Origin of the sequence: Peribacillus cavernae, from assembly GCF_003989135.1 — a bacterium.
In the GTDB taxonomy this organism is placed as follows: domain Bacteria; phylum Bacillota; class Bacilli; order Bacillales; family DSM-1321; genus Peribacillus; species Peribacillus cavernae.
Genome location: NZ_RYZZ01000001.1, coordinates 334,125 through 356,997, shown reverse-complemented (window position 1 = coordinate 356,997; position 22,873 = coordinate 334,125). Strand labels below are relative to the sequence as shown.

22 protein-coding genes and 2 pseudogenes are annotated in these 22,873 nt (G+C 37.6%); 18 read left to right on the top strand and 6 right to left on the bottom strand.

All coding sequences use genetic code 11. The features are described from left to right. The first annotated feature begins 89 nt into the window (after positions 1-89). Positions 90-767: a FadR/GntR family transcriptional regulator gene (locus tag ELQ35_RS01780; RefSeq protein WP_185861617.1), complete on the top strand. Its 678-nt coding sequence runs from the start codon at positions 90-92 to the stop codon at positions 765-767. Positions 768-1,627: 860 nt separating this feature from the next. Here ELQ35_RS01780 and ELQ35_RS01775 read toward each other — a convergent pair. Then, entirely contained in the window at positions 1,628-1,978 is a 351-nt protein-coding gene (locus ELQ35_RS01775; RefSeq protein ID WP_126863128.1) for a hypothetical protein, read from the bottom strand. 510 nt (positions 1,979-2,488) lie between these two features. Here ELQ35_RS01775 and ELQ35_RS01770 point away from each other — a divergent pair. From ELQ35_RS01770 to ELQ35_RS01750, 5 genes are all read left to right on the top strand, one after another. Then, positions 2,489-2,626 carry a DNA/RNA non-specific endonuclease gene (locus tag ELQ35_RS01770; RefSeq protein ID WP_126863127.1) on the top strand — a complete coding sequence of 46 codons (138 nt, stop codon included), beginning with the start codon at positions 2,489-2,491 and terminating at the stop codon, positions 2,624-2,626. Positions 2,627-2,796: 170 nt separating this feature from the next. Beyond that, positions 2,797-3,591 carry a hydroxypyruvate isomerase family protein gene (locus ELQ35_RS01765; RefSeq protein ID WP_126863126.1) on the top strand — a complete coding sequence of 265 codons (795 nt, stop codon included), beginning with the start codon at positions 2,797-2,799 and terminating at the stop codon, positions 3,589-3,591. Next, a complete protein-coding gene (locus ELQ35_RS01760) occupies positions 3,588-4,481 on the top strand; it encodes an NAD(P)-dependent oxidoreductase (RefSeq protein ID WP_126863125.1) in 894 nt (297 codons plus the stop codon). The genes ELQ35_RS01765 and ELQ35_RS01760 overlap by 4 nt, the downstream gene beginning before the upstream one ends. 2 nt (positions 4,482-4,483) lie before the next feature. After that, positions 4,484-4,681, top strand: coding sequence for a hypothetical protein (locus ELQ35_RS01755; RefSeq protein WP_126863124.1), 198 nt, complete (start codon positions 4,484-4,486; stop codon positions 4,679-4,681). A gap of 325 nt (positions 4,682-5,006) precedes the next feature. Further along, positions 5,007-5,648 carry a hypothetical protein gene (locus tag ELQ35_RS01750; protein WP_126863123.1) on the top strand — a complete coding sequence of 214 codons (642 nt, stop codon included), beginning with the start codon at positions 5,007-5,009 and terminating at the stop codon, positions 5,646-5,648. Between the two features lie 156 nt (positions 5,649-5,804). On the opposite strand, the gene ELQ35_RS22460 is transcribed toward ELQ35_RS01750, so the two are convergent. Beyond that, positions 5,805-5,951, bottom strand: coding sequence for a hypothetical protein (locus tag ELQ35_RS22460; RefSeq protein WP_185861616.1), 147 nt, complete (start codon positions 5,949-5,951; stop codon positions 5,805-5,807). 106 nt (positions 5,952-6,057) lie between these two features. Between ELQ35_RS22460 and ELQ35_RS01745 the strand changes: the two genes are divergently transcribed. Then, on the top strand, positions 6,058-6,357 hold the full coding sequence (locus ELQ35_RS01745) for a hypothetical protein (RefSeq protein ID WP_126863122.1): 300 nt from the start codon (positions 6,058-6,060) through the stop codon (positions 6,355-6,357). A gap of 453 nt (positions 6,358-6,810) precedes the next feature. Here the strand turns inward: ELQ35_RS01745 and ELQ35_RS01740 are convergent. Further along, positions 6,811-7,241, bottom strand: a pseudogene (locus ELQ35_RS01740) (ATP-binding protein); the annotation flags it as partial. A 351-nt stretch (positions 7,242-7,592) separates the two neighbouring features. On the opposite strand from ELQ35_RS01740, the gene ELQ35_RS01735 reads away from it, so the two are divergent. After that, the gene (locus ELQ35_RS01735) at positions 7,593-11,072 is read left to right on the top strand and encodes an AAA domain-containing protein (protein WP_126863121.1); all 3,480 of its coding nucleotides are present in this window, start codon (positions 7,593-7,595) and stop codon (positions 11,070-11,072) included. A gap of 111 nt (positions 11,073-11,183) precedes the next feature. On the opposite strand, the pseudogene ELQ35_RS23630 reads toward ELQ35_RS01735, so the two are convergent. Continuing rightward, positions 11,184-11,306: pseudogene (locus tag ELQ35_RS23630) on the bottom strand (short-chain dehydrogenase); the annotation flags it as partial. A gap of 222 nt (positions 11,307-11,528) precedes the next feature. Between ELQ35_RS23630 and blaOXA the strand changes: the two are divergent. Then, on the top strand, positions 11,529-12,344 hold the full coding sequence (gene blaOXA, locus ELQ35_RS01720; RefSeq protein ID WP_126863120.1) for a class D beta-lactamase: 816 nt from the start codon (positions 11,529-11,531) through the stop codon (positions 12,342-12,344). A gap of 329 nt (positions 12,345-12,673) precedes the next feature. On the opposite strand, the gene ELQ35_RS01715 is transcribed toward blaOXA, so the two are convergent. Both ELQ35_RS01715 and ELQ35_RS01710 read right to left on the bottom strand, forming a co-directional pair. Then, positions 12,674-12,874 (bottom strand): hypothetical protein, encoded by a 201-nt coding sequence (locus ELQ35_RS01715; protein WP_126863119.1) that lies wholly within the window; start codon positions 12,872-12,874, stop codon positions 12,674-12,676. Positions 12,875-12,877: 3 nt separating this feature from the next. After that, on the bottom strand, positions 12,878-13,507 hold the full coding sequence (locus ELQ35_RS01710; RefSeq protein WP_126863118.1) for a FadR/GntR family transcriptional regulator: 630 nt from the start codon (positions 13,505-13,507) through the stop codon (positions 12,878-12,880). Between the two features lie 183 nt (positions 13,508-13,690). Here ELQ35_RS01710 and ELQ35_RS01705 point away from each other — a divergent pair, with 183 nt between their 5' ends. The 9 genes from ELQ35_RS01705 to ELQ35_RS01665 all read left to right on the top strand — a co-directional run bounded on the left by ELQ35_RS01705 (position 13,691) and on the right by ELQ35_RS01665 (position 22,858). After that, positions 13,691-14,395 carry a FadR/GntR family transcriptional regulator gene (locus ELQ35_RS01705; RefSeq protein WP_185861615.1) on the top strand — a complete coding sequence of 235 codons (705 nt, stop codon included), beginning with the start codon at positions 13,691-13,693 and terminating at the stop codon, positions 14,393-14,395. Positions 14,396-14,630: 235 nt separating this feature from the next. After that, positions 14,631-15,548, top strand: a complete 918-nt coding sequence (gene glaH / locus ELQ35_RS01700) for a glutarate dioxygenase GlaH (protein WP_126863116.1) — start codon at positions 14,631-14,633, stop codon at positions 15,546-15,548. Between the two features lie 54 nt (positions 15,549-15,602). After that, positions 15,603-16,523: a glutarate dioxygenase GlaH gene (glaH, locus tag ELQ35_RS01695; protein WP_126863115.1), complete on the top strand. Its 921-nt coding sequence runs from the start codon at positions 15,603-15,605 to the stop codon at positions 16,521-16,523. Positions 16,524-16,730: 207 nt separating this feature from the next. Then, positions 16,731-17,414: an RraA family protein gene (locus ELQ35_RS01690; protein ID WP_126863114.1), complete on the top strand. Its 684-nt coding sequence runs from the start codon at positions 16,731-16,733 to the stop codon at positions 17,412-17,414. After that, entirely contained in the window at positions 17,407-18,531 is a 1,125-nt protein-coding gene (locus tag ELQ35_RS01685; protein ID WP_126863113.1) for an Ldh family oxidoreductase, read from the top strand. Before ELQ35_RS01690 ends, ELQ35_RS01685 begins: the two co-directional genes overlap by 8 nt. Before the next feature lie 153 nt (positions 18,532-18,684). Next, positions 18,685-19,689, top strand: a complete 1,005-nt coding sequence (locus tag ELQ35_RS01680) for a tripartite tricarboxylate transporter substrate binding protein (protein ID WP_126863112.1) — start codon at positions 18,685-18,687, stop codon at positions 19,687-19,689. A 100-nt stretch (positions 19,690-19,789) separates the two neighbouring features. Beyond that, entirely contained in the window at positions 19,790-20,239 is a 450-nt protein-coding gene (locus ELQ35_RS01675) for a tripartite tricarboxylate transporter TctB family protein (protein WP_126863111.1), read from the top strand. 17 nt (positions 20,240-20,256) lie between these two features. Continuing rightward, positions 20,257-21,765 carry a tripartite tricarboxylate transporter permease gene (locus ELQ35_RS01670; protein WP_126863110.1) on the top strand — a complete coding sequence of 503 codons (1,509 nt, stop codon included), beginning with the start codon at positions 20,257-20,259 and terminating at the stop codon, positions 21,763-21,765. Positions 21,766-21,853: 88 nt separating this feature from the next. Beyond that, on the top strand, positions 21,854-22,858 hold the full coding sequence (locus ELQ35_RS01665; protein WP_126863109.1) for a 2-hydroxyacid dehydrogenase: 1,005 nt from the start codon (positions 21,854-21,856) through the stop codon (positions 22,856-22,858). Positions 22,859-22,873 lie beyond the last annotated feature (15 nt).

Below are 22,873 nucleotides of genomic sequence, written 5' to 3'. Positions count from 1 at the left end.
TATAAATTGGGGGAACAACGTATGATGATACGATAAACTTATGTGATATAATGCCAATAAATGTTTGTTACTTAAAGGGGAAGCAGAAAATGAGCATGTACAGGAAAGTGCAAAGTAAGTCTTTGTCTGGGCATATAGCGGATCAGATCGAGGGATTAATCGTAAGCGGCCAGATAAAAAGAGGTGAAAAGCTCCCAACAGAAAGGGAGCTCTGTGAAAAATTCGAGGTTAGCAGGACCACGATCCGTGAAGCAATCAAAACCCTTCAGGATAAAGGATTAATCCAGGTAACCCAGGGCAGGGGCACTTTTGCCACCAATGACATATTAGAAAAAAATGTTGAAAATATGGGACTCATTATTAAATTATACAATGTAGAGAACAGTCATTTAATGGAAGCGCGGAGTACACTCGAGGTGACAATTGCAGGCATTGCAGCGGAACGAAGAACGGATACCGACATCGCTTCCCTGCATAATTGTTTAGATGAGATGGAAAAGAACATCGATGACGTCGAATTATTTCTCGAGAACGACGCTAATTTTCATATTCATTTAGCGGAAGCTACTCAAAATATACTGTATTCCATCTGGATAAAACCTATCGCAACCATATTGTTGGCGGAAAAGGAACTCGAAAAAGACAGAAGAAAGCGGGTTATAGAAAGCCACAGGGACTTGTTCCATGCAGTCATCCAAAAAGACAAAACCAGGGCAGAAGAAGCTATGTTACTGATCCTTAATCAATATGAAAATGAAATTCAGTAATTTTAAGACTGTCCAGCTAATATTCCAACTGTAATTTTTTGGATAAACTTGAAAGACATCTCCTTTTTGTGTTATTTCCACGAAAAAGAGATGTCTTTTTTTTTGCATCTGGGCAGTAACAATGGCGGTTTTATTTCTCCAACTTTAGTTTTTGGGTGCCTTTGCCCCCGAATAACTAAAAGAGCTGAAAGAAATTAAAGTCATTTACATCCGTCAAAACGGACAGACCCTTCGCTTCCTTCTGGATAACATCGGTGAACAAACCAAACGGGTCCTTAATCTTGCAGGCTATGATCTTTCCATCTATGTGTCGAAACAGGAAGGTTGTGGTAAGGTAATAATAAGATACCCTACAAGTACAAGGAGGGAAAAAAAGTTAGTCAATCGTCTGCTCGAAACTAAAATGACTATTTCTTATAAAGGAAGGTCAAAAAGCAGTCCATTTTTCTTTTGCCTTGCCTTATGAATAGACCGAACGAAGGAATGTAGGCCCGCAGATGCCAGGAGAAGGAGACATGGGAAGGTACATCATCATAAGCAACGCATCATATGGAACCGTCACTACACCCAGATTTACCTAGTAGTGACCGCGCAGTGTACCCTTGTACTGTAATAGATTCACAAATTTAAAAAATATGTTAGCGATAAATATTTTTTTGACATCCTCCAAACGGCTCAAACCGTTGATATATCAACATTTATAGAAGGAGACTACTAAATTATCAAATACCTATTAATTTAGCAAAATTAATAGGATGTATACGTTCAATATTCCCTATAGTTTCAGGGGATTTTTTCTTATTCGAAGTTACGATATATTCGCATTCACTGGCCATTGCGGTAGTCCAGAAATGGGCATCTTAAAGGTCGAATTCAGACAAGGGTTTAGTCATATTATTGTCTTCTAATATAAATGCAACCTGCTCCTGTGTCATTTGAGTTAATCCATATAGCATATCACCGATTGGTGTTCGATAATCTGCCATTTTTACAACTTCATAACTATGACGGGAAACTAAACTCTCTGAAACAGGTTGACCACGAAGTGCAGGAAACACAACTAATTCCATGAACTTTTCGAAATCTGAATCAGTAAACTGAAAAAAATTCTTGCTTTGTTTAATACCTTCTAAGGCGTGTCTTCTGAATTCAAACAGGCATACACTTGAGATAACAGCTTGATACCAGCCAGCCCTGGCGGCTTTGAGCAATTTTAAATTAAGCCCATCAGTTAGAATAGTTTTAGGTGCCTGTCAACACCCGAATTATCTTGTTTCATAAAATTGTTTCACAACGTGTGATTCGGACCCCAGTGAGTGTGGCAGGACTCTCCCCTATAGGTCGGAAGTTCCGATTTCGCTCGCCGATTAGTAGGGAAGTATTTAACTGAAGACAGTGCGGGCTTGAACCGTGAGTAATTTCGGGTGCTGGTGCTTAGGTAAAGTGCTGTCAATCCCATGGAAACATTTCTTGAATTTCTACGGGGAGTCTGAAAGGAATTGCAAAAGATAATATCTCCTAATAATAGTCAGATAACAAAGAATTGTTTAACTGTTTATTATTAGGGGTTTTTTGGTATGCCACCAGTAAAGATATTGCTAGAAAACAAAGCTTATATAAAGCACTCGGGATTCTGAGTGTTGCCGGGGCTGCCAGGTATGGGCAATAAACCTTCCAATGTTATGAAGCTGCCGTAAAGCAATAGCTATGCGAAAGCCAAAGTGAAAGGTATTCTTAATTTAGATAATGGAAAGAGCAATAATCACGATCAAAAAGTAGTTGGTCGGGAAGATCAGTTGCCTGATGATGAAGGAGGTCACTTGATTGCAAGTATTTTTGAGGGTTCAGGAAGTCGGTAGGTGGTACTTAACCAATACGACGATGATTTGGTTTTTCCTTTTTTATCGATTTGTCGAACTAGGTTACCCAGACTTTGTTACTGAACCATCATTATTTTCATCTCATTAAAGGATAATGTAGCTGTATTGTCTAATTTTTTACTTAAGTGAAAGGTGGGAGGAGTTTTTTTATGCATCAATTTGCTGCCAATCTATCAACTATTTTTACTGAAGTTCCTTTTTTAGAACGATTTAAAAAGGCAAAGCAAGCAGGATTTTCATTAGTAGAATGTCAATTTCCTTATCGTTATTCCATAGAAGATATCAAAAAGCAGCTTGTCGAACATCAGCAATCAATGGTTTTGATTAATTTACCTCCAGGAGATTGGGTAAAAGGGGATCGAGGATTGGCAATCGCTTCTAATAGAAGTGAAGAATTTAGAGAATCTGTTGATCTAGGGATCCATTATGCCACCAACTTAAAGACTTATAATATTCATTGCATGTCCGGCATTCTTGCTACGGAAGAAGAGAAAGAACATGCAAGAGAGGTTTATATAAAAAATATTAAATATGCAGCTGCAAAAATGGCGGAGCATAACCTAACGTTAATGATTGAACCTATTAATAAGTTTGATATACCAGGTTATTTTTTATCAAATTTTAATGACGCAGTTGATATCGTTCAAGAGGTCCAGTTGCCAAATGTTAAGCTTCAATATGATTTTTATCATATCCAAAGAATGCAAGGCAATTTAATGGCTACGTTCCAACGCTACTCAAATTTAATAGGGCATATCCAAATAGCAGATGTTCCGGGACGTCATCAGCCTGGCACAGGAGAAATTCACTACCAACAGGTGTTCAATTTTTTGAAGAATAGTAGATATGAAGGTTATATCGGATTGGAATATGTACCTAAAGAAAAAAGTGAAGACAGTTTCGGTTGGTTATCTTCCATTGAGAACGGAGGAGGTAAATCATGAACATTGGATTTATTGGTACAGGAGTAATGGGTTCAAGAATGGTTAAAAGGTTGCTTCAGGCGGGCTTCAAGGTCACTGTATATAATCGGTCCTTTGAGAAAACTCTTCCTTTAATTCAGCTTGGTGCGAAAAGGACAGAGCATATTAAATCTCTTGCGCAAAATTCTGACGTCATTTGTACCTGTTTATCTATGCCAAGTGATGTATTAGATGTCTATCTTGGCCAAGGAGGAATTATTGAAAACGCAAATCCAAACACCATTTGTTTAGATTTTACCACCGTTGGACCAGACACAAGTAAAACGGTCTATACAATGGCGAATGAAAATAAGATTGTCTATCTTGATGCACCAGTTAGCGGAGGACCAGAAGGAGTAAATCAAGGATCTTTAACCATTATAGTTGGCGGGGAAAAAGCAGCATTTGATACAATTAAATCGATTCTTGACGTTCTCGGAGAGACCATCCAATATTTAGGCCCAATCGGTTCTGGAAGTATTGCTAAACTGATCAATCAATACCTGGTTGCCGTCCATTCCATTGCTGCTTCTGAAGCGATGGTCACTGGGGCTGCGTTTGGTTTGGATTCTGAGCAGCTCTATCAAATTTTAAAAGTTAGCTATGGGGATAGTCGCATGTTGCGCAGACATATGGAACAATTCGTTCTACAACGACAATTTGAACCGGGCGGAGCAGTGAAATATGTACATAAAGATATTAGACTAGCTAACCAATTGTTAGAAGAAATAGGACTAAAACAATTTACCGGACAAATTGCAGAGCAAGCATTTGAAAAAGCCATGACCCAAGGGCTTTCCAACTTAGATATGTCTGCTGTTATTCAACCTCTGGAACAGGAATGTGATGTTGTAGTCAAAAAGGGGGAGTAGTTTTGGGTGCCTGTCTCCCCCCCCCCCGAAATAATCATGATGACATAACTTGGGTTCCTGAAAAAGAACTTGAAGACATCGCTCCCGAAGGCTGTGTAGAGAATCTTCATGAATCTGCGAAAATTGCATTTCAAAAGTTTCATGCCTTAACAGAAGTTCATTTACATGAATTTAAACAAACACAGCCTGCTGAAGAATAATAAAATGAGGCTGACCCATAAGTGCCTGGCTCCGCGCTGCAGTTATTTATATATTCCCGATAACATTCACATTTTACAATAATATATAATGATCCAGGGTGACTGGCTTTTAGTTATGGGTCTACCTAATTATTTAAAACAATTACCGGTTGATAATGTTCTGTAAGAAAGGGTATAGAAGTACGGAGTCTTTCAGCTATTTCTTAATATGCGCCTTTGTCATTATAAGATGTGGGTATTTTTGGTAAAAAATGTCATTGATACAAAAACCTTCTTACATATTGAAATTGATTGTTAGTATGATTAATTATAAGGTAGGTTCGATATGAAAAAAATTGCTTATGTCATCTTAATAATTTCAATAATGTTAGCTGTTGTATGTTTCTTATTACCCTTGGGGTTTGACGTTACCTCACATTTTAATTTCAAGTTAAAAAGCAGTAGTAATCTAGTATCATATCTTGGATTACTTTTTTCTTTAATGGCTGTGATTGTTTCGAGCTTTGCTTTTATCATAGCAGTTAAAGAACCAAATCTTACTCTTTCTGTCCTTCCCTGGATGGCAGAAGAAGAAGGACCTGCGTTATATGTGAATAAGGACACTCGAAAAGTAACAATGACGAGACCTTTAAGTTCATGGCATTTTCTATTACATAATAGTGGAAATGCTGCAGCAAAATATCCTGTAGTAGAAATTATTTTCAAAAATGTTTACTTCACAAAAGATGCTTTTGAAGGTTGGCAAGCTGTACACCATGCAAATGCACATGGTTGGTATGGCTTTCAATGGACTCCTGAAGATAGAATGATTGTGCACCCTAAATTCCCTATCAAGCTACCACCAATGTACTTTGATCAAGATTATATAGGTGATAATGCTAGTGTTACTGTTACAATAGTTGCTGATGGGTTTAACGCCAAGTCATTAAATATGCCTATTAAACTAGAATTCGTAGACTTCGATTAATTCAGAAAGATCTTTCATTTAACACTCCCTTCATTCTATTCCTTTGCACAACATCATTTGATTTTTCAATGTTTCATCAATCCAAATAGAAGCACCTGTTGTCACATATTCTCTTTTCCAAGACTGATTGGAAAGCGATTTTTTCCCTCTTTACATTCAGATAGACACGATGTTTTTGGCGGTAAGAGGGAGGCTGTCCGTGCTTGAATAAACTTCTATGTTTCCAAATCGGTGGTTGTTCGTAGAAAACACGGAAATGCCGATTTCTTTTCGTTTTAAGAAATAAAAACTGGATGCATACATGGCTGACCCCCTGCTATTTTTTATATTTGGATGAAAACACTTTATCGCATTATAATGATTATCAAAAATAAGGTGTTATAATAAAGGAAAAGGAGGTGTTTGTACAATGGAAGAGTTAATCAAGCAACTTATGAATCGTTTTGATAAATTTGAGCTAAATATGCAAGAGCAAAATATAAAGATCGATAACATTCAAATCAGTTTGCAAGGGCAAAATGAAAAGATCGATAACATTCAAGTGAGGATGCAAGGGCAAGAGGAAAAGATTGATAACATTCAAGTAAGGATGCAGAAGCAAGAGGAAAAGATTGATAACAATCAAAGCGAAAATAGAAGCTATTTTAGGCGTATAGAAACCCGATTAGATCAACATCAAGAAATTTTCCAGCTGATTTCTATGAAATGAAAAGAATGAATATTGATGTCCTGTAATTAAGCCGAAAAACAGGTAAGCATGACACGGAAATTAATTATTTGAGTATTCATATTCAAACTTAATTGAATAGAAAAACCTAGTGGCTTGGCACTTAATGAAATAAGACGGCCTTTTGAATGGAAGTCCCACCATGCTTTAATTAGAATGGATTCCCCGATTTATGTAATTCACATCATATAAACTCCTAAGTTATTCGTAGTCAAGGGAATCGAGGTCAGACCCCCACTCGACTAAAGTTTAGGATACCTGTCCCCCCCGAGTAATCTTATTCCACAATGCTGTTTCACATAATTTATCTTTACTAAATTTTTGCGTAATAATAGTGTCAGGCACCTCCCTGGACCGATCGGCCTGTTAGACGGTAACACGTATTATAATAGTGGCATATCTCTTATTGTTCAGTGACGATGAGGATGAAAAATGAGGGATAGTGACCGTTGAATGCGCCCGGCTGATGCTACCTTTCTCTTTTTCTAGAGGCTGTCACAACATATCCAGCGTCTTTTCGTGAATTCGGCCATTTCATCAAGAAATAATACACCACGATGGGCCAGTGATATTTCTCCCGGTTTCGGATATGGGCCTCCGCCAATAATCGCAGTAGATGAAGTGGAATGATGCGGATGTCTGTAAGGCGAGATTTACGGAGATAGGAGCTTTTCTTTTGCAAGCTGGTGCAAGCTCATTACTTCCAGTTGTGCGACCTGTGTTAAAGCGGGAATGATGGAATGAAAGGTTTCGGCCAGCAAGCTTTTTCCACAGCCGAGAGAACCGGTCACTAACACATTATGCTCACCGGCTGCGGCTATTTCCAACGCTTGTTTTGCCTGTTCATGGCCAATGACATGACAAAAAGCTTTTTGATATCCATACCCGGTCGTCACTTTCTCTATCGCTTGTCGACAATCACCATGAATTCCGTACCCGGAGAAATGTGCACCTAAAGCCCCTGCAAACCGAAAAACAAAAAAAGACAGAGAGCTATTTTAGACTCTCCACCACTATCAATCTATCGACAAATTTCGGGAAGTGACAGGCACAATTGCCCAAGAAGGATAAGTGGTTGAATTCAAAATTGAAAACCTTGACTTCATTAAATCTAGTCATATCGAATTATTTTTAGAATATTTATACGTATTATTGGAAATCTCTTTCACTTTCTCTTACGTTAGAGTAGATGCAACGTTTTAAAGGAGAGACCACACTTGTACCATAACATTCAAAAAATAGTTGATGCAATACAGAATCACTACAAAATTTCCTTCATATATGAACAGTCCAATAAAGGGAACTTTAACAGGGAAATCCAGCCATATTATTTGTTTGAATATAAAAGAAAGCCGTATCTTGTAGGTCTTGTTACACAACTAAAAGAAGTACGTTATTTTAAGGTTCAAAAAATAAGTACTGTAGCCACGATGCCCATCTATTCACAACCGCCTCTTATATCGTTTGATCAACTTATTAAAGAACAGAATGCATTTGCAGCTTCAGATTGCTCTTTAGCAGATGTATACGACAAAGAATGGGTTTTACGTTTACAGAATTTATTAGAAGAAAAGGAGACTCAGAAGGATTCTAAGGTGCAACGCTTGATGGAATACTATGTCAATGCATTAAAGAGTGAACAATTGTCTGATTTGGAAATTGATTTAAATGATCATGATTTTTTTCATGCATTGGCAGGGGCCCATTGTTTAGAACTAGTAGAAATACAGGGATCTGAATACACCTTGGATTCAAAATTTGCAAGCGAGTATGTTCATTGGGATAAGCAGTTGAAAAGGCAGCCTGAATTATCTATCCATTTAGGCTACCCTTTACAAAAAGCAGGAACAAAGAAATACGTTCCTATCCTCTATTTTGAAACCATATACAATATCGAAAATAATAGTATAAAATTAAAAAATAACAATCCGTATATCAATGTAAAATTCATGGATGAATATACGAACTTTACGGAAGAAGATGCAAAAGCATATGCTTCTGATGTGCTCTCCAACATCAAAACTTTGAAAGACCGCTCTGGTAAACCAAATGGGTTGGTAGATGGAGGCATTTTGTTTCTACATAAGAGTGCAGTATCTCAAGTGAAATTTCTAAAAGAGTTGCAGGACATAGGGAATAAACCTAATAGGAAATACCTTGCTCCGTTAAAAAAAATAGTAGAGACAAATTTTGGAATTCCAAAAAGACCAACATACGAAAATGTTTACAGCATTGTCCCAATGAACATGAATCAACAAGATTCTGTAAAGCATTCAACTAATGATATCACCCTTATCCAGGGGCCGCCGGGAACAGGAAAAACACAAACCATACTAAATCTTATTGCTAATGCAGTTATTCGAGGAGAAAAGGTGTTAGTTGCATCTACTAATAATAAAGCAGTAGACAATGTGTATGAGAAATTAATAAAAAAGGAATTGTTCAAGGGAACCTTACGTGTCGGTAATGCGAAATTTCGTGAGGATGCTGTAAAAGTTATTGCAAAGGAACTCAAGGATATACCTAAGCAGCCTGAAGAAGATATGATGGAATTGACAGAAAAAAGTGAAACCTTATCAAAAATAATAGAAGAAATACAGCGGAAATTACACCGTATTGAAGAAATTCGCACGATGCTCAAGGATGTAGCTTCCTCCCAAATGTATTTGGAAGGATTGTTAACAGAAAATGTGGTGTCCATTTCGGACTTTCAAATGCTAATAGGAATTATGGAAAGTGATTATCGTACATTAGATAGTCAACTTAATTTTTTGCAGGCACTATCAGCCAAGATAAGTCAAAAGACAACACAGACGCAAAAAGGCTTTTGGAAACTTCTTTCTTCTATTGGTGTTCAAGTTGAAACGATCTTCACGAATAAGTATAGAAAAAGAATCAGCAAATTAGGGGTGCGAAATACGTATCTTTTGCCATACCAAAAGTTAGAGTCGTTTCATATCGAGCTGCAAAACTATATTAGTGCTATTCAATATAGAATGTTAGGGCTCAAGAAGGATTCATTAGTAGAAGAACTACAATCGTATGATGAAGCAAAGTTAAAACATGACTTTACAATAAATCAGGAAAAAAAGTGCGGTACTGATAAAAAGATTCTATCCGTTTATGATGTAAAACGACAGCAATTATTTCCACAGGAAGATAAAGATTTCTTAGCGGCAAAGCTTTCCCCTGTTTCATATTCAAGTTCGGAAAATAGACCATCTAAAGAGAAACGGGAGTTTTCTTTCTCAGATTCAACGTATTTTGACAAAATTATCAAATTGTTTCCTGTTTACTTATGTACCAATCAATCTGTTCCCAGTTGTGTTCCTTTTGATTTTGAATTCGATTTAGTTATTATTGATGAAGCTTCTCAGTGTACTATTCCCGCTAGTTTACCAGCTGTTAAGCGAGCGAAGCGATTGGTAGTTGTAGGGGATAACTTGCAGCTGAATCCAGTGGTTACTGTGGATGAGAATTTTGATAAAAATTTATTGGAAAAGTATCAGCTTCATCACGAAAGAAACAGCCGAAAGCAGCCTCTGTATCTATTTAAGAACCAATCTCTCTTTGATGTCTTTGACGATACATTAGAGGATCCTTTCCGCTTCTTTTTAAATGAACATTTTCGTTGTCATCCTGATATTATTCAGTTTAGCAATATTCATTTTTATCAACGCTTGAAAATTATGACAAAAAATAGTGAGGGTCCAATCAAAGGGTTTGTTACTCTTGATGTTGATACAACCAACTTGACAATAGATTTCAGCAAAAAAAAATATGTGAATCAGTATGAATTTAAGCGAATTATTCATTTTATCGATTATCATTTTAACGATATAAAGCATCTCAGTGTTGGAATTATTACCCCACTAACAAAGCAAAAGCAATTCATTATTGATTCAGTAAAACAGTTAGCGGAAACAGTAGAGGACGATGAGAAACAACAATTCTATAAACGATTGATACAAGAAGATGGAATAGGTACAGTTCATACTTTTCAGGGCGGGGAGAGAGATATCATCTTCTTTAGTACCGTAATCAGTCCTGGTATCAATCCAAAAGTTGTAAAATGGATGAATCAAAATACAACTCTTATTAATGTAGCGGTTACGAGAGCGATCCAAGCATTTATTATTGTTGCGGATTTAAAGTATCTTGGGCAAGCAGGAGGGATTTTAAAGGACCTATCTCTTTATGCTCAAAAAAAAGGAACACCTATTGAAACACGAGATATGAAGTCCGTATACCAAGTCACAAAAAGTATTTATAAACAAAAGAATAATCCGCATGTGAAAGAGTTATTGAACAAGGGGGAGCAATATTTTTATGATGTACTCCATCAAACGATCGAAAAACAATACCCTGATTTAAAAATTAACTTTCAAATGAGAGTATGTGATGTAATAAAAATCGAAAAAGGGAACCTAAGCTACGAAATGTATTCATTTGCCCTACGTTCCCACTTCGATTTTATACTGTACATTGAGGATACATATGAACCTGTAGCTGCCTTCGAATATGACGGCTGGTATCATCGCAATGACCCAAAAACCATTTCAAATGATAAAAAGAAAGATTCTTTATGTGAAAATGCAGATTTTACGTTAATTAGGATACCGTCAACAGCGAAACTCAGTGAACAGTATTTATTCGCTAAATTGTCTCCTTATTTAGAAGAAGGGGAAACAAGCTGAACTCAGAACCGGTCATTTCAGGTGCAGAATCGTTTATTGCAGGTACCTCCAGTTGTCGGATAGAAGTAGAGGGTGTTGACGAATTGTATCGACGCATTCAGCCATTGGGTATTTTGTGGTCCGGTCTGTCACATAAACGATGGCGCCCGCTTCTCCTAATTTAACGGCTATTCCCCGGCCAGCTCCCCTGGTTGCACCGGCTACAACAGCTATTTTTCCTTTTAACGAGCTCATATAATCAGTCCTCTCATATTGGATACTGTCATTATAAAATGTAATTCTGTAAACTTCACATGAATACGTTATACAATAAATTTACACTATAAATACATGCAGAACAGAAGAGTTATCTCAACTTTTTTGATTTTATCATAGAGTTATCATCTCTTTGTTATTGAATTTTCTGATAATTTATTATAGAATACAACTGTTAAATAATTTAATGAGGTGTCTGAAATGAGAAAATTGATGTACCTGTCCATCTTTTTATTGTTTATAGGGATTATAGGTTTTACAGCTCAAGCTCAAGCACTAAGTAAAGAAGTTACTTCTAGAGAAAAACTTAACGTTAAAAAATCAGATGTCGCTGAATCATTTTCTGATCAAAATGGAACGTTTATATTACGTGATGTTAAAACTGGAAAAACCTTTGTCTACAATAAGGAAAGAGCTAACACAAGACAAACCCCGGAATCTACATTTAAGGTCCCTAATGCATTAATTGGATTGCAAGTCAAAGCTGTTCGAGATGAGTATGATGTAAAACAATGGGACGGGGTCAAATGGGAATTTGATACTTGGAATCGTGACCATACCCTTGGGTCAGCTATGCGTGAATCCGTTATTTGGTATTACCAAGCAATGGCTAGAGATATTGGAGAGCAACGCATGAGAGATTGGGTACAAAAAATCTCTTATGGAAACGAGGATATTAGTGGAGGAATTGACCATTTCTGGTTAAGCAGCTCTTTGAAAATCAGTCCGCTTGAACAAGCTAATTTTATGGAGAAGTTGTATAAAGAAGAGCTTCCATTTGATAAACCTGTAATGAAAACTGTTAAACGAATGATGATCCTGGAGGAAGGTGAACACTACACACTTTACGGAAAAACGGGGACAAGATTGTCTGATTTAGGTTTAGGATGGTTTGTTGGATTTATAAAAGTGGACAATCGTTCTTATGTTTTTGTAACAAACATTGATAATACGGGTACAAAAGCTAAAAACATCACAAAGGATATATTAAAGAAGTATCACTTAATTACAGAATAAAAAGGACATCGGATAAACTACAACCTATAACACCTTTGGCAGCTTAATGTTTAATAGAATCTTTGAAGCAATTAATCTTTCCATTACATTTTGTCCCAATACCAGATAGCGTAAAAAGTATCCTTATCCAATCTATGACGCATAGTTTTAACGTTTGTATTAGATTGCCGAGATGATGGCTTTCGTGACTAATCAAATAACTGATGCTGGAAACCCGTCCTTTTTTGAACGTTTTATAGGTACGGCCGTCCTCGGTATACTGTTGAATGAACAATGACACATGTTCGCTAGAGGCGTTCAAATATTCCTTTAACCGTTCTTTGTGCTCATCATACATGCTTAGCTTTTCGACAATGCAGGGAGAGGGTAACGCCAATTGACCAGTTTATCGCACCTGATGTTATGAATATGGGCAAACTATTTAGCAGGAGTTCCACCCCCTCTCTTGGATTATAAGCCATTTCTATTGTAACAGTAGAAAAGAAGATATCAAGAAGGCCGTCCGGCGAGGCAGGTTTTAAGGGTGTCATAACCTAAGATTCCTTTTCAAATAAAACAGAGACAAACTTTGTTACTTTCTCTTTATCCTTTGTTTGAATGGCATGTATAAAACGATTTACGTCGATTGATAAGTTTTTGTTTGAAAAATAATTATTCTCATCTAGTAGCGTGTAGGTATTTAACCATAACGAAAGGTAATAAGGATTATTTAGTTGATTTCCTAGGTCGACAATGAATTGTGAAAGTTCTGACCAATCATTTTTGATTCCTTTATTATTTAGCTTTAAAATATTTTCGTTTCTCATATCGTTAATAGAGAGAAATACAATTCTTTCTAAACACATTAAAGCAATAGCAAAATAATGATTTAAACTAGCAGAGTCTATTTTCTGATTCAATATCAGGCTTGGAATAAGAAAAGGAGGGGGGTTGGAGACGAAAGTCCCATTTCCTTGCTTTGAATCCAAGTATTTCAAGAGTTCCAATACGCGCAAGCCCTCTCTGACTGAAGAGCGGCTGACCCCAAGCATGTCACTAAGCTCTCGCTCGGTCGGGAGTTTTGTGCCTTTTTTTAGTTGATTTATTGAAATAAATTCAATAAGTCTTTTAGCTACTTGTTCAAAGATTCTTGGAACAGATTTAATGTTGTATTTATCATTCATGGATACAGTTCCCCATTTTCAACTTTCTTTAATTTTAACAAATAAATAAAGAAAAACAAAAAAATAGTGAAAAAAAGCATTGACTACTTATCAGAAAATTGTTACTATTCAAATAGAAATTAATTTATTATGGTCTGACCATAATAAATTAATTAATACTTTCAAGGTTATGGGGATAGCATGATGACATTAAAACCAATTAAGAAAAGGAGACTTTTTGAGGATATTGTCTTGGCTGTTGAAGAGTATATAATAGATAAAAACATTCAGCCGGGGGAAAAGTTGCCTTCTGAAAATGAATTATCCACATTATTTAATGTAAGCAAGACAGCTGTAAGAGAAGCAATGAGTGTTTTAAATGCAGGTGGTATTATCGAAACAAGATCTGGTGCTGGAATTTTTTTAAGGGAAATCAGTGAAGGAACGATAGCTCAATGTATTACGAAAAACCTAATGAATAAAAAAGAACTTCAAGAGATTCTAGAATTTCGAAAAGGGCTGGAAATTGAAGCAGCAGCACTTGCTGCAACAAGAAGAACAGAGGAAGACTTGACTGTCATCAAACAAGCTCATGAAAGGCTAATCGAAATCAATAATTCCGGTGGTCTGGGAGTAGAAGAAGACTTTATGTTTCATTATTCCATCATAAATGCTTCGCACAATTCGATTTATAAAGAAGTATTTGATAAAGTATCAGAAAAATTCGAAGACGTCATGAGAGTGACAAAAACACAATCTGCAAATGTTCCTGGACGATTTAATGAGGGACATAAAGAACATGAACAAATTATTGAGGCATTGTCTCAAAAAAATCCAGTAATGGCTTCAGAAGCAATGAGAAATCATTTAGCAAGAAATGAGACAAAAATCTGGAAAAACATCAAGTAAAAAACAATTATGAATTTCTTTCATAAGCATTATGAATGTTCATAATTGTTTTTATAAAAATTGGTCTGACCATAATAAATTACTATATGTAAAAATATTCAGTTATCAAAATAAAATTAAAACTTTTGAAAGCGCATTCAAGTTGAAATTCACACAAATATAAATCCTATGTTACATTCCCATCTTTATAAGATGGTTTGTATATAAATTTTATAAATAAAGGAGGAGCAAGTGTATGAGTAGTGTAAATACAAAATCTCAATTTGAAGTAAAACCCCATTCAGATCATCCACGCTTATTGAATATTGAGATGAACAAAGAGGCATTGAAACAATTTTTTGAGGAAACCAAAGATATTGGGGTAGAAAGGATTGAATATGTACCATTTATGCGGTTTTATCTAGCCGAACAATTACGGGAAGTGCTTGGCGAAGAGTTTCAAAACAAGGTGCAAGAGATTATGCATGATCGAAATACCGGCGGATTTACAATCGGTGTTCAAAAGCAAACTGCGGAAATTGATAACTATATCAAATTTTCTACGGCTCTGTCTCATCTGATTGGTGTTCCGAATTTTGACGGAATGTCAGGTAAATATTATGCAAGATTTGATGTAAAACATACCTTTGATAGTGATACGTATCTCCGTCAGGCTTACCGCAGGTTCAACTTGCATACGGATGGAACATTTGTAAATGAAAAAACGGATTGGGTATTGATGATGAAATTCCAAGAAGAGAACGCTGAGGGTGGAGAATCGATCTTACTGCATATCGATGATTGGGACGATTTAGACAAATTCCGAAACCATCCATTAGCGAATCTTAAATATGAATTCTCGCAAAAAGGCAGGGCAAGCAAAAACATTGATCAAGAAGTTTACGATACGACCTTTTTTGAAAGTAACAATAAAACTTGCATTAGATTTAACGATCAATGCAGCGTACCAAAAACGATAGAACAAGCAAGGTATCATAAACAAATCTCTGACTCATTAGAAGCTACTTCCAAAGCGGTTGCAATTGAATTGCCAATAGGTGATATGGTCATTGTGAACAATAATTTTTGGCTGCACGGAAGAGGTTCTTTTGAGAAAAACCCAAAACTATACAGAGAACTGTTGCGCCAAAGAGGGTATTTTGCTGAAGTCTAAAAGCTTTGTTTATCTTTAAAAAGATAACTTAATAAATAAGGAGGAGTTGTTGAAATGAGTAACGTTAGTACAAAGTCAACCTTTGAAGTAAAACAACATGCTGAACACAAAAGGCTGGTTCATATTGAGATAGATAACGCCGCGCTGTATCGGTTTTTGGAAATAGTAAGCAAAATAAGTGTTGAAAGATTGGAATATGTGCCATTTATGCGATTCTTTTTAGCAGAAAAACTTCGTGAAGTGATGGGGGAAGATCTTCAGCACAAAACTCGGGAAATTTTACATGACCGGAACACAGGTGGGTTTACGATCGGCGTTCAAAATCAATCGACGGAAATTGATGACTATATTAAATTTTCAACAGCCCTGACACATCTCGTTGGAATTTCAAACTATGATGAAATGTCAGGCAAATATTATGCGAGATTTAGTGTAAAACACACATTTGATAGTGATACGTATCTTCGTCAGGCTTATCGTGTCTTAGAGCTGCATACAGATGGAACGTTTGTAAATGAAAAAACGGATTGGGTATTGATGATGAAGTTTGAAGAGGAAAATGCAAATGGTGGAGAATCACGTCTTTTGCATTTAGATGACTGGGAAGATCTTCAAAAATTTAAAAGCCATCCCCTTTCTTCCTATAAATATAAATTTTCCTATGCAGATAGAGGAAGCAAAAAAGTAGATGACGTCCTTTACAATACAACGTTTTTTGACCAAAATAATAGTCCGTGTATTCGCTATAACCATCAGTGTACACATCCATTAAATATCGAACAAGCGGCATTTCTGAAAGAGATTCAAGATTCAATGGAGGAAAGTGCAGGAGTTATTCCTATTAATCTACCGCTAGGACAATTGGTTATGATCAATAACAATTTTTGGCTTCATGGTAGAGAGGCTTTTAGCAGAAATGAAAACCTCCATAGAGAATTAATGAGGCAACGTGGCAGTTTTTCTACCATTCAATAGAACTTATTTGTTTTTCAACCAAGATTGAAATATTTTTGGCCATGAGACTTACTATCCAATCATCCTTATAAAAACATAATCCAGCATCGTGAGGATCATGGCTTCTTTGTTTAAGTGCATTTTTAAAAAACATTTAACCTGCTATTTATAAAATAACTTAGAAGTTTTACACTTTACATCTAATTTAGAATTGGAGGGGTGCAGGCAATGGGAAATGTAGGTTTTCGCATTATTGAGAATTTTAAGCGCGCGGACCAGGAGGTTATTGATGGTTTTAAGGGGATCGCCACACCAAACATTGCAGATGTCATGGGGCGATTCCGAGCCATGAATCATATGATTAAGTCTATAAACAAACCTGGTATTCATATTGTTGGAAGTGCATTCACGGTACGAACTCATCCGTCAGATAACCTAATGGTTCATAAGGCCATAGACTTGGCTAGGCCCGGAGATATAATTGTAGTGGATGCGTGCGGCGATATGGGAAACGCCATTTTGGGAGAAATTATGTGCCATTATGCAAAGGTAAAAGGGATTACCGGTTATGTTGTCGATGGTCCGGTTAGAGATTTACAGGGGATAGCAAATATGGATTTTCCAGTTTTTGCAAGAGGTGGAACACCCCGGGGTCCTTATAAGGAAGGACCAGGAGAGATTAATACAACAATTAGTTGCGGAGATGTTCCGGTTAGCCCCGGAGATATACTCGTAGGAGATGATGACGGGGTAGTAGTGGTTCCCAAAGAAGAAGCATCAAAAGTTCTGGCACAAGCAAGAGAGATACAGGAAAAAGAGGAATCTATTATTCAATCAATCTATGATAACAAGTGGGATCGAAGCTGGGTAGATGAAGTGCTGCAAAAAAAGGGATGTGTAACCATTGTGTGATACGAATGTGGGAATAAATGAAAGAGAATTAGAGTCTTTGGTTTATCAAATTATGCTGGCTGCTGGTTTAGATGAAGACCAATCTACTATTATTGCAGAACACTTGGTTTTGGCTAACCTCAGAGGAGTAGACTCCCATGGTGTCAGCCGGGTTGCTATATACACAGAAAGAATTTCCAGGGGATTGACAAATAAGCAATTTACGATTCAAAAAGAAAGAGAGACTGTTACAACGGCTCTGCTTGATGCTGGAAATAGCTCCGGGATTGTGGTTGCAAAGGCCGGGATAAAACTTGCGGTAGAAAAAGCAAAAGCAGCAGGAATCGGTTTAGTCGGGATAAAAAACTCAAACCATTGCGGAATGCTTGCAGATTATACAGCATATGCAGCAAAAAATGATTGCGTTGCTTTAGCAACAACGAATGCACCTTCAAACATGGCTCCATGGGGCGGACGCAGCCGGTTTTTTGGGACAAACCCGATTTCGTATGGAATCCCGGCCGGGGAGGAACCGGATATTATTTTTGACATGGCCACGAGTGTAGTGGCACGGGGAAAAATAATCAATGCTCAAAAAAATGGAGAAAAGATACCGATTGGGTGGGCGATTTCTAAAGACGGGGAACCTACAGAGGATCCTGAAGAAGCATTGGAAGGGTTGGTGTTGCCAGTAGGGGGTCCGAAAGGGTACGGAATTGCGCTATTGGTTGATGTACTATCAGGACTGTTTACGGGAGCTTCATTCGGCCCGCATATTGGCGATTTGTATAAGGATTTTACGCAAAGTCAAAATGTGGGACAGTTTTTCTTTGTCGTACGTGCTGATTTATTTCAACCGTTGGAAGAGTATAAACTACGTATTGACCAAATGATCAGGGAGATTCGCCAGACACGCTTAATGGAAGGTGTTGAAAAAATCTACCTTCCTGGTGAGATAGAGTCTGAAATCAAGGCGGAACGCGAAGAGCTGGGTATTCCATTAACAAAACAGGTACTGAATGAGCTTTTGGATGTAGCCAAAAAATATCAGGTTTCTCACAAACTATCAGAGAGCTGTTCTTGTGAAAATTCATGTTCTACTTGTACTTCCAGCAAACTTGTTTCATTTGGGCAGTGAACTAGTATGATCTTCTGTCACAACAATGATGAAAAAACTAGGAAACCATCCATATGTTTGGTTCTTGAAAATAGAAAAATACAGAACAAAACTTACAAAGTGAATGATTAACCGTGGCGGAAAAAATAGATAAAATGTGAGGAGGGTTACACAGTGAAAAAACTGATTTTATCATTGTTGCTTATTTCTTTGGTAGCGCTTACAGCCTGTGGGAACGGAGGAAGCCAAGAAACTTCTTCTTCAAAAGAATCGAAAGCTAAAGGAAAAAGCAATTTTCCTAATAAACCTATTACACTTATTGTCTCCTTTGAGGCAGGCGGTGGAACTGACACCGGGGCAAGAACACTTATGCCTTATGTTGAGAAAGAACTGGGAGTTCCAATCACAGTGGTTAACAAACCTGGTGCTGGTGGATGGGTCGGCTGGTCAGAGCTTGCACGTGCAAAGCCGGATGGTTACACGATTGGATATATTAATACGCCCAACCTTATCACGGGATATGTTAACCCTTCTTTTAAGAGGAAGGAGAATTTAGACAGCTTTGAACTTATTGCGAATCATGTTACCGATGTAGGAGCGATTGCCGTTCGTAAGGACGATGATCGATTCAAAGATATCAATGATTTGGTGGAATTAGCAAAGAAAAAGCAATTGACAACAACTTCAACAGGTGTAGGCAGTGACGATCATTTTGCAGCGGTGAAAATGAATAAGAATCTTGGGACAAAATTTGAGGCAGTCCATACAAAAGGATTTGGTGAAAACTTATCCAATATACTCGGTGGACATGTTGATGTAATGTTTGCCAATGTTGGAGAGGTAGTAAAGCCGCAAGAAGAAGGACAATTAAAAGTTTTGGCAGTCATGCTGCCGGAACGTTCGCCTTTGCTGCCTGATGTTCCCACGCTAAAAGAAGCGGGCATGGGAGATATCTCATCAGCGTCTGCAAGAGGAATTGCAGTACCTAAAGGCATGGACAAGGAAAACCTTGACATACTGAGGGCAGCTTTTGAAAAAGGAATCAAAAATGCAAAGCATCAGGAGAAGATGGAGGACATGGGACTATTGGTTGATTTTCGTAAAGGTGACGATTACACGAATATGTTGAAAGATGAAGAAGCCAACGTCAATAATTTAAAAGAATTACTAGGATGGTAGTGAGTGTGGATGCTTTTGTGTAAACATTCGTTCATTATAAAAAACATGGCTGAGTTAGATCAGCCTTGTTTTTCAACTTTCTCTTAAGGATGTGAATGTATTGAACAATTTGGGACTATGGATCGGATTGATCATGCTCTTGTTTGCTGGAACGATTTTTGGGATATCCCTATCCTATGATTTATATAGTGATTTAGGGCCGGGGCCGGGCTTATTTCCTGCATGGTTAAGCGGTTTCCTGATCATTCTTTCCCTTTTCTATATTTGGGAATCGATAAAAAAAGAAGTGATATTACTGCAGAAGATTCTGCCGAAGGGGAAAGGCAAGAAAAAGGTACTAACTCTATTGGGTTCCATTGTTTTATTCATTCTTATCGCACCTTATATAGGGTTCACTATGGCCGCGATTGTAATGCTGTTCATGATATTAATAGCTGAATTTAAATGGTATTGGGGAGTAGGCATTTCGACCGCAATTTCTATTTTACTTTTCCTTGTATTCGATTCCTTTCTCCATGTTCCGCTTCCAGTCAATGCATTCGGATTTTAAATAGGGGGGAAAAGATAATGGAATCATTACTGCAATTACTGTCAGGTTTTGAGACTGCCTTAACATGGTGGAACATTCTGTATTGTTTAATAGGAGTTTCACTAGGAATGCTAGTTGGAGTCCTCCCAGGATTGGGTCCGACTGCTGGAACAGCCGTCCTGCTTCCGATAACTTTTGGAATGGAACCTGTTTCAGCTATTATTATGCTCTCCGGAATTTATTATGGTGCTATGTATGGGGGGACGATTACCTCTGTATTGATAAATACCCCGGGAGAAGCTGCATCTGTAATCACATGCCTGGACGGATACCCGTTGGCTAAACAGGGGCGAGCAGGAACTGCTCTAGGAGTTGCGGGAATTGGTTCTTTCATAGGAGGAACCGTTTCAATTCTGGGACTTGCTTTTATAGGTCCTCCAGTAGCTAAAATAGCACTTAATTTTGGACCGCCAGAATTTTTTGCATTAATGGTTTTGGGGCTAACCCTTGTAGTAGGTCTGATGGGAAAGTCTCTTATCAAGGGGATGATGGCTTCGGTGTTTGGGCTTACTTTAGCTATGGTAGGCACAGATTCTTTAACTGGTGTCGCTCGTTTCGCCTTTGGACAGCAAAATCTGGTAAATGGGTTTGACTTTGTAACCGTTGCTATGGGGTTATTCGGTTTATCCGAGATATTGACCAATGCAGAATCGAATGTAAAAGCGGAAAAAATGCCAAAAGTAAAAGGGCTGCTTCCTAGGCGCGAAGAGCGGGGACCAACTTTAGCAGCAATTGGCAGAGGTACAGGCTTAGGCTTTTTGATTGGACTGCTCCCAGGGTCAAATTCAGTAATCCCGGCACTGATGTCCTATTCATTGGAGAAAAAGTTGGCCAAAGATCCTTCTCGATTTGGAAAGGGCGCGGTTGAAGGAGTTGCTGGACCCGAGACAGCTAATAATGCCTATTGTGGAGGGGCCCTTATCCCGCTGTTTACCTTAGGCATCCCCAGTTCCCCTACGATAGCCGTACTATTAGGTGCGTTTATCATGCACGGATTGACACCAGGCCCTACATTATTTCAGACTAACGGTAATTTCGTATGGGCTGTAATCGCCAGCATGTTTGTCGGGAATTTCTTGCTTCTAATTATGAACCTTCCACTTGCCGGGGTTTGGGCCAAGATTGCAACGATTCCTACGAAACTTCTATTTCCAATCATTTTGATTATCAGTGTTTTAGGAGTATACAGTGTCAATAATAGTCTTTGGGATGTTGGAGTTATGTTGGCTTTTGGCATCATCGGCTATTTTTTAAAGAAAGGAAATATTCCGCTCGCCCCGATTGTTTTGACTTTTGTTTTAGGAAAATTAATGGAAGATTCTTTACTACAATCCTTAACCATATTTCATGGTAATTTCTGGGCCATATTCCTGCGTCCTATTTCAGGGACCCTTTTGAGCATTGCGATTGCCGCCCTCATAGTCAGCCTTATCACCGGAATCAAAAAGAAAAGGTCGCCTTATTTAGATGGAGATGTGGAAATGTAGTGATTTCATAGAGAAAGAGTTAACCGATCGGAATTCATTAGGAGCCGTTTAATCCCTGTTTTACATCTCTGGAAGCGGAGTGAGTAGTTTGGAAAACAAAACTATTTTATATTTTGATCACACATTTCATGAATATAAGCAGCTTATGTATGAATACATGCCGGCTGGTTTTGAATTATGGTTTTGGGAAGAGATGAATAATGAAGAAAGAGAAGACAAGCTCGAAAAAGCAGACTATTTAATGGTAGCTACAAAAAAACTAGGCCATGAAATATTCTCGAAAGCAAAAAAGGCTAAATTCATTCAAAAAACGGGAATCGGGGTCGATCACATTGATTTAAAAGCTGCAAATCGTTTTGGTCTACCCGTTTCTAACACTCCTGGAGCCAATGCTGCAGGGGTAGCGGAACTCACCATTTTATTGATTTTATCCTTGTACCGGAAACTTCCTCCTTTGAATCATTCAACAAAAGATGGAGAGTGGCTTATGTGGGAATTAAGGACCCACTCTTTTGAAATGAAAGGAAAAACACATGGATTTATTGGTTTTGGCAACATTGGCAGAGAAGCAGCAATACTCTCAAAAGCGTTCGGAACAAACATCATTTACTACGATAAAATGAGAGCTTCCAAAGACGTAGAAGAAGACCTAAATGCAAAGTATATAACAATGGAAGAAATTCTAAAAACAGCTGATATTATAACTCTTCATCTTCCTCTACTGCCCGAAACAAGGCATCTTATTGGAAAGAATGAATTACAAATGATGAAACAAACTTCCATTTTAATTAATGTGGCAAGAGGCGGTATTGTAGATGAAAAAGCTTTGTTTGATGCCTTACAAAAAGGAATCATCTCCGGGGCTGGTATCGATGTATGGGAATCGGAGCCAGTTCATCCTGACAATCCACTGCTGGGGCTTGACAATGTGATAACAACTCCACACATCGGTGCAGGAACAAAGGATACTCTGGACCGGGTACTGCAAATGGCTTTTTCAAATATTAAGAAAGTCGAATCCGGCGAAAAACCTAATTATGTCTTGAATGACGTGACTAAAAGGAGATTAATACACGAATTAGGTAACAAGTAAAGGGAGGTAAAAGCG

What these genes read in the sequence shown, in the direction of transcription:
- ELQ35_RS01690 (WP_126863114.1), top strand. Translation starts at nt 16,731, where the DNA reads ATGGGAAATGTAGGTTTTCGCATTATTGAGAATTTTAAGCGCGCGGAC.
- ELQ35_RS01715 (WP_126863119.1), bottom strand. Translation starts at nt 12,874, where the DNA reads ATGACACCCTTAAAACCTGCCTCGCCGGACGGCCTTCTTGATATCTTC.
- ELQ35_RS01765 (WP_126863126.1), top strand. Translation starts at nt 2,797, where the DNA reads ATGCATCAATTTGCTGCCAATCTATCAACTATTTTTACTGAAGTTCCT.
- ELQ35_RS01745 (WP_126863122.1), top strand. Translation starts at nt 6,058, where the DNA reads ATGGAAGAGTTAATCAAGCAACTTATGAATCGTTTTGATAAATTTGAG.
- ELQ35_RS01710 (WP_126863118.1), bottom strand. Translation starts at nt 13,507, where the DNA reads ATGAATGATAAATACAACATTAAATCTGTTCCAAGAATCTTTGAACAA.
- ELQ35_RS22460 (WP_185861616.1), bottom strand. Translation starts at nt 5,951, where the DNA reads ATGTATGCATCCAGTTTTTATTTCTTAAAACGAAAAGAAATCGGCATT.
- glaH (WP_126863116.1), top strand. Translation starts at nt 14,631, where the DNA reads ATGAGTAGTGTAAATACAAAATCTCAATTTGAAGTAAAACCCCATTCA.
- blaOXA (WP_126863120.1), top strand. Translation starts at nt 11,529, where the DNA reads ATGAGAAAATTGATGTACCTGTCCATCTTTTTATTGTTTATAGGGATT.
- ELQ35_RS01670 (WP_126863110.1), top strand. Translation starts at nt 20,257, where the DNA reads ATGGAATCATTACTGCAATTACTGTCAGGTTTTGAGACTGCCTTAACA.
- ELQ35_RS01780 (WP_185861617.1), top strand. Translation starts at nt 90, where the DNA reads ATGAGCATGTACAGGAAAGTGCAAAGTAAGTCTTTGTCTGGGCATATA.
- ELQ35_RS01705 (WP_185861615.1), top strand. Translation starts at nt 13,691, where the DNA reads ATGACATTAAAACCAATTAAGAAAAGGAGACTTTTTGAGGATATTGTC.
- ELQ35_RS01750 (WP_126863123.1), top strand. Translation starts at nt 5,007, where the DNA reads ATGAAAAAAATTGCTTATGTCATCTTAATAATTTCAATAATGTTAGCT.
- ELQ35_RS01760 (WP_126863125.1), top strand. Translation starts at nt 3,588, where the DNA reads ATGAACATTGGATTTATTGGTACAGGAGTAATGGGTTCAAGAATGGTT.
- glaH (WP_126863115.1), top strand. Translation starts at nt 15,603, where the DNA reads ATGAGTAACGTTAGTACAAAGTCAACCTTTGAAGTAAAACAACATGCT.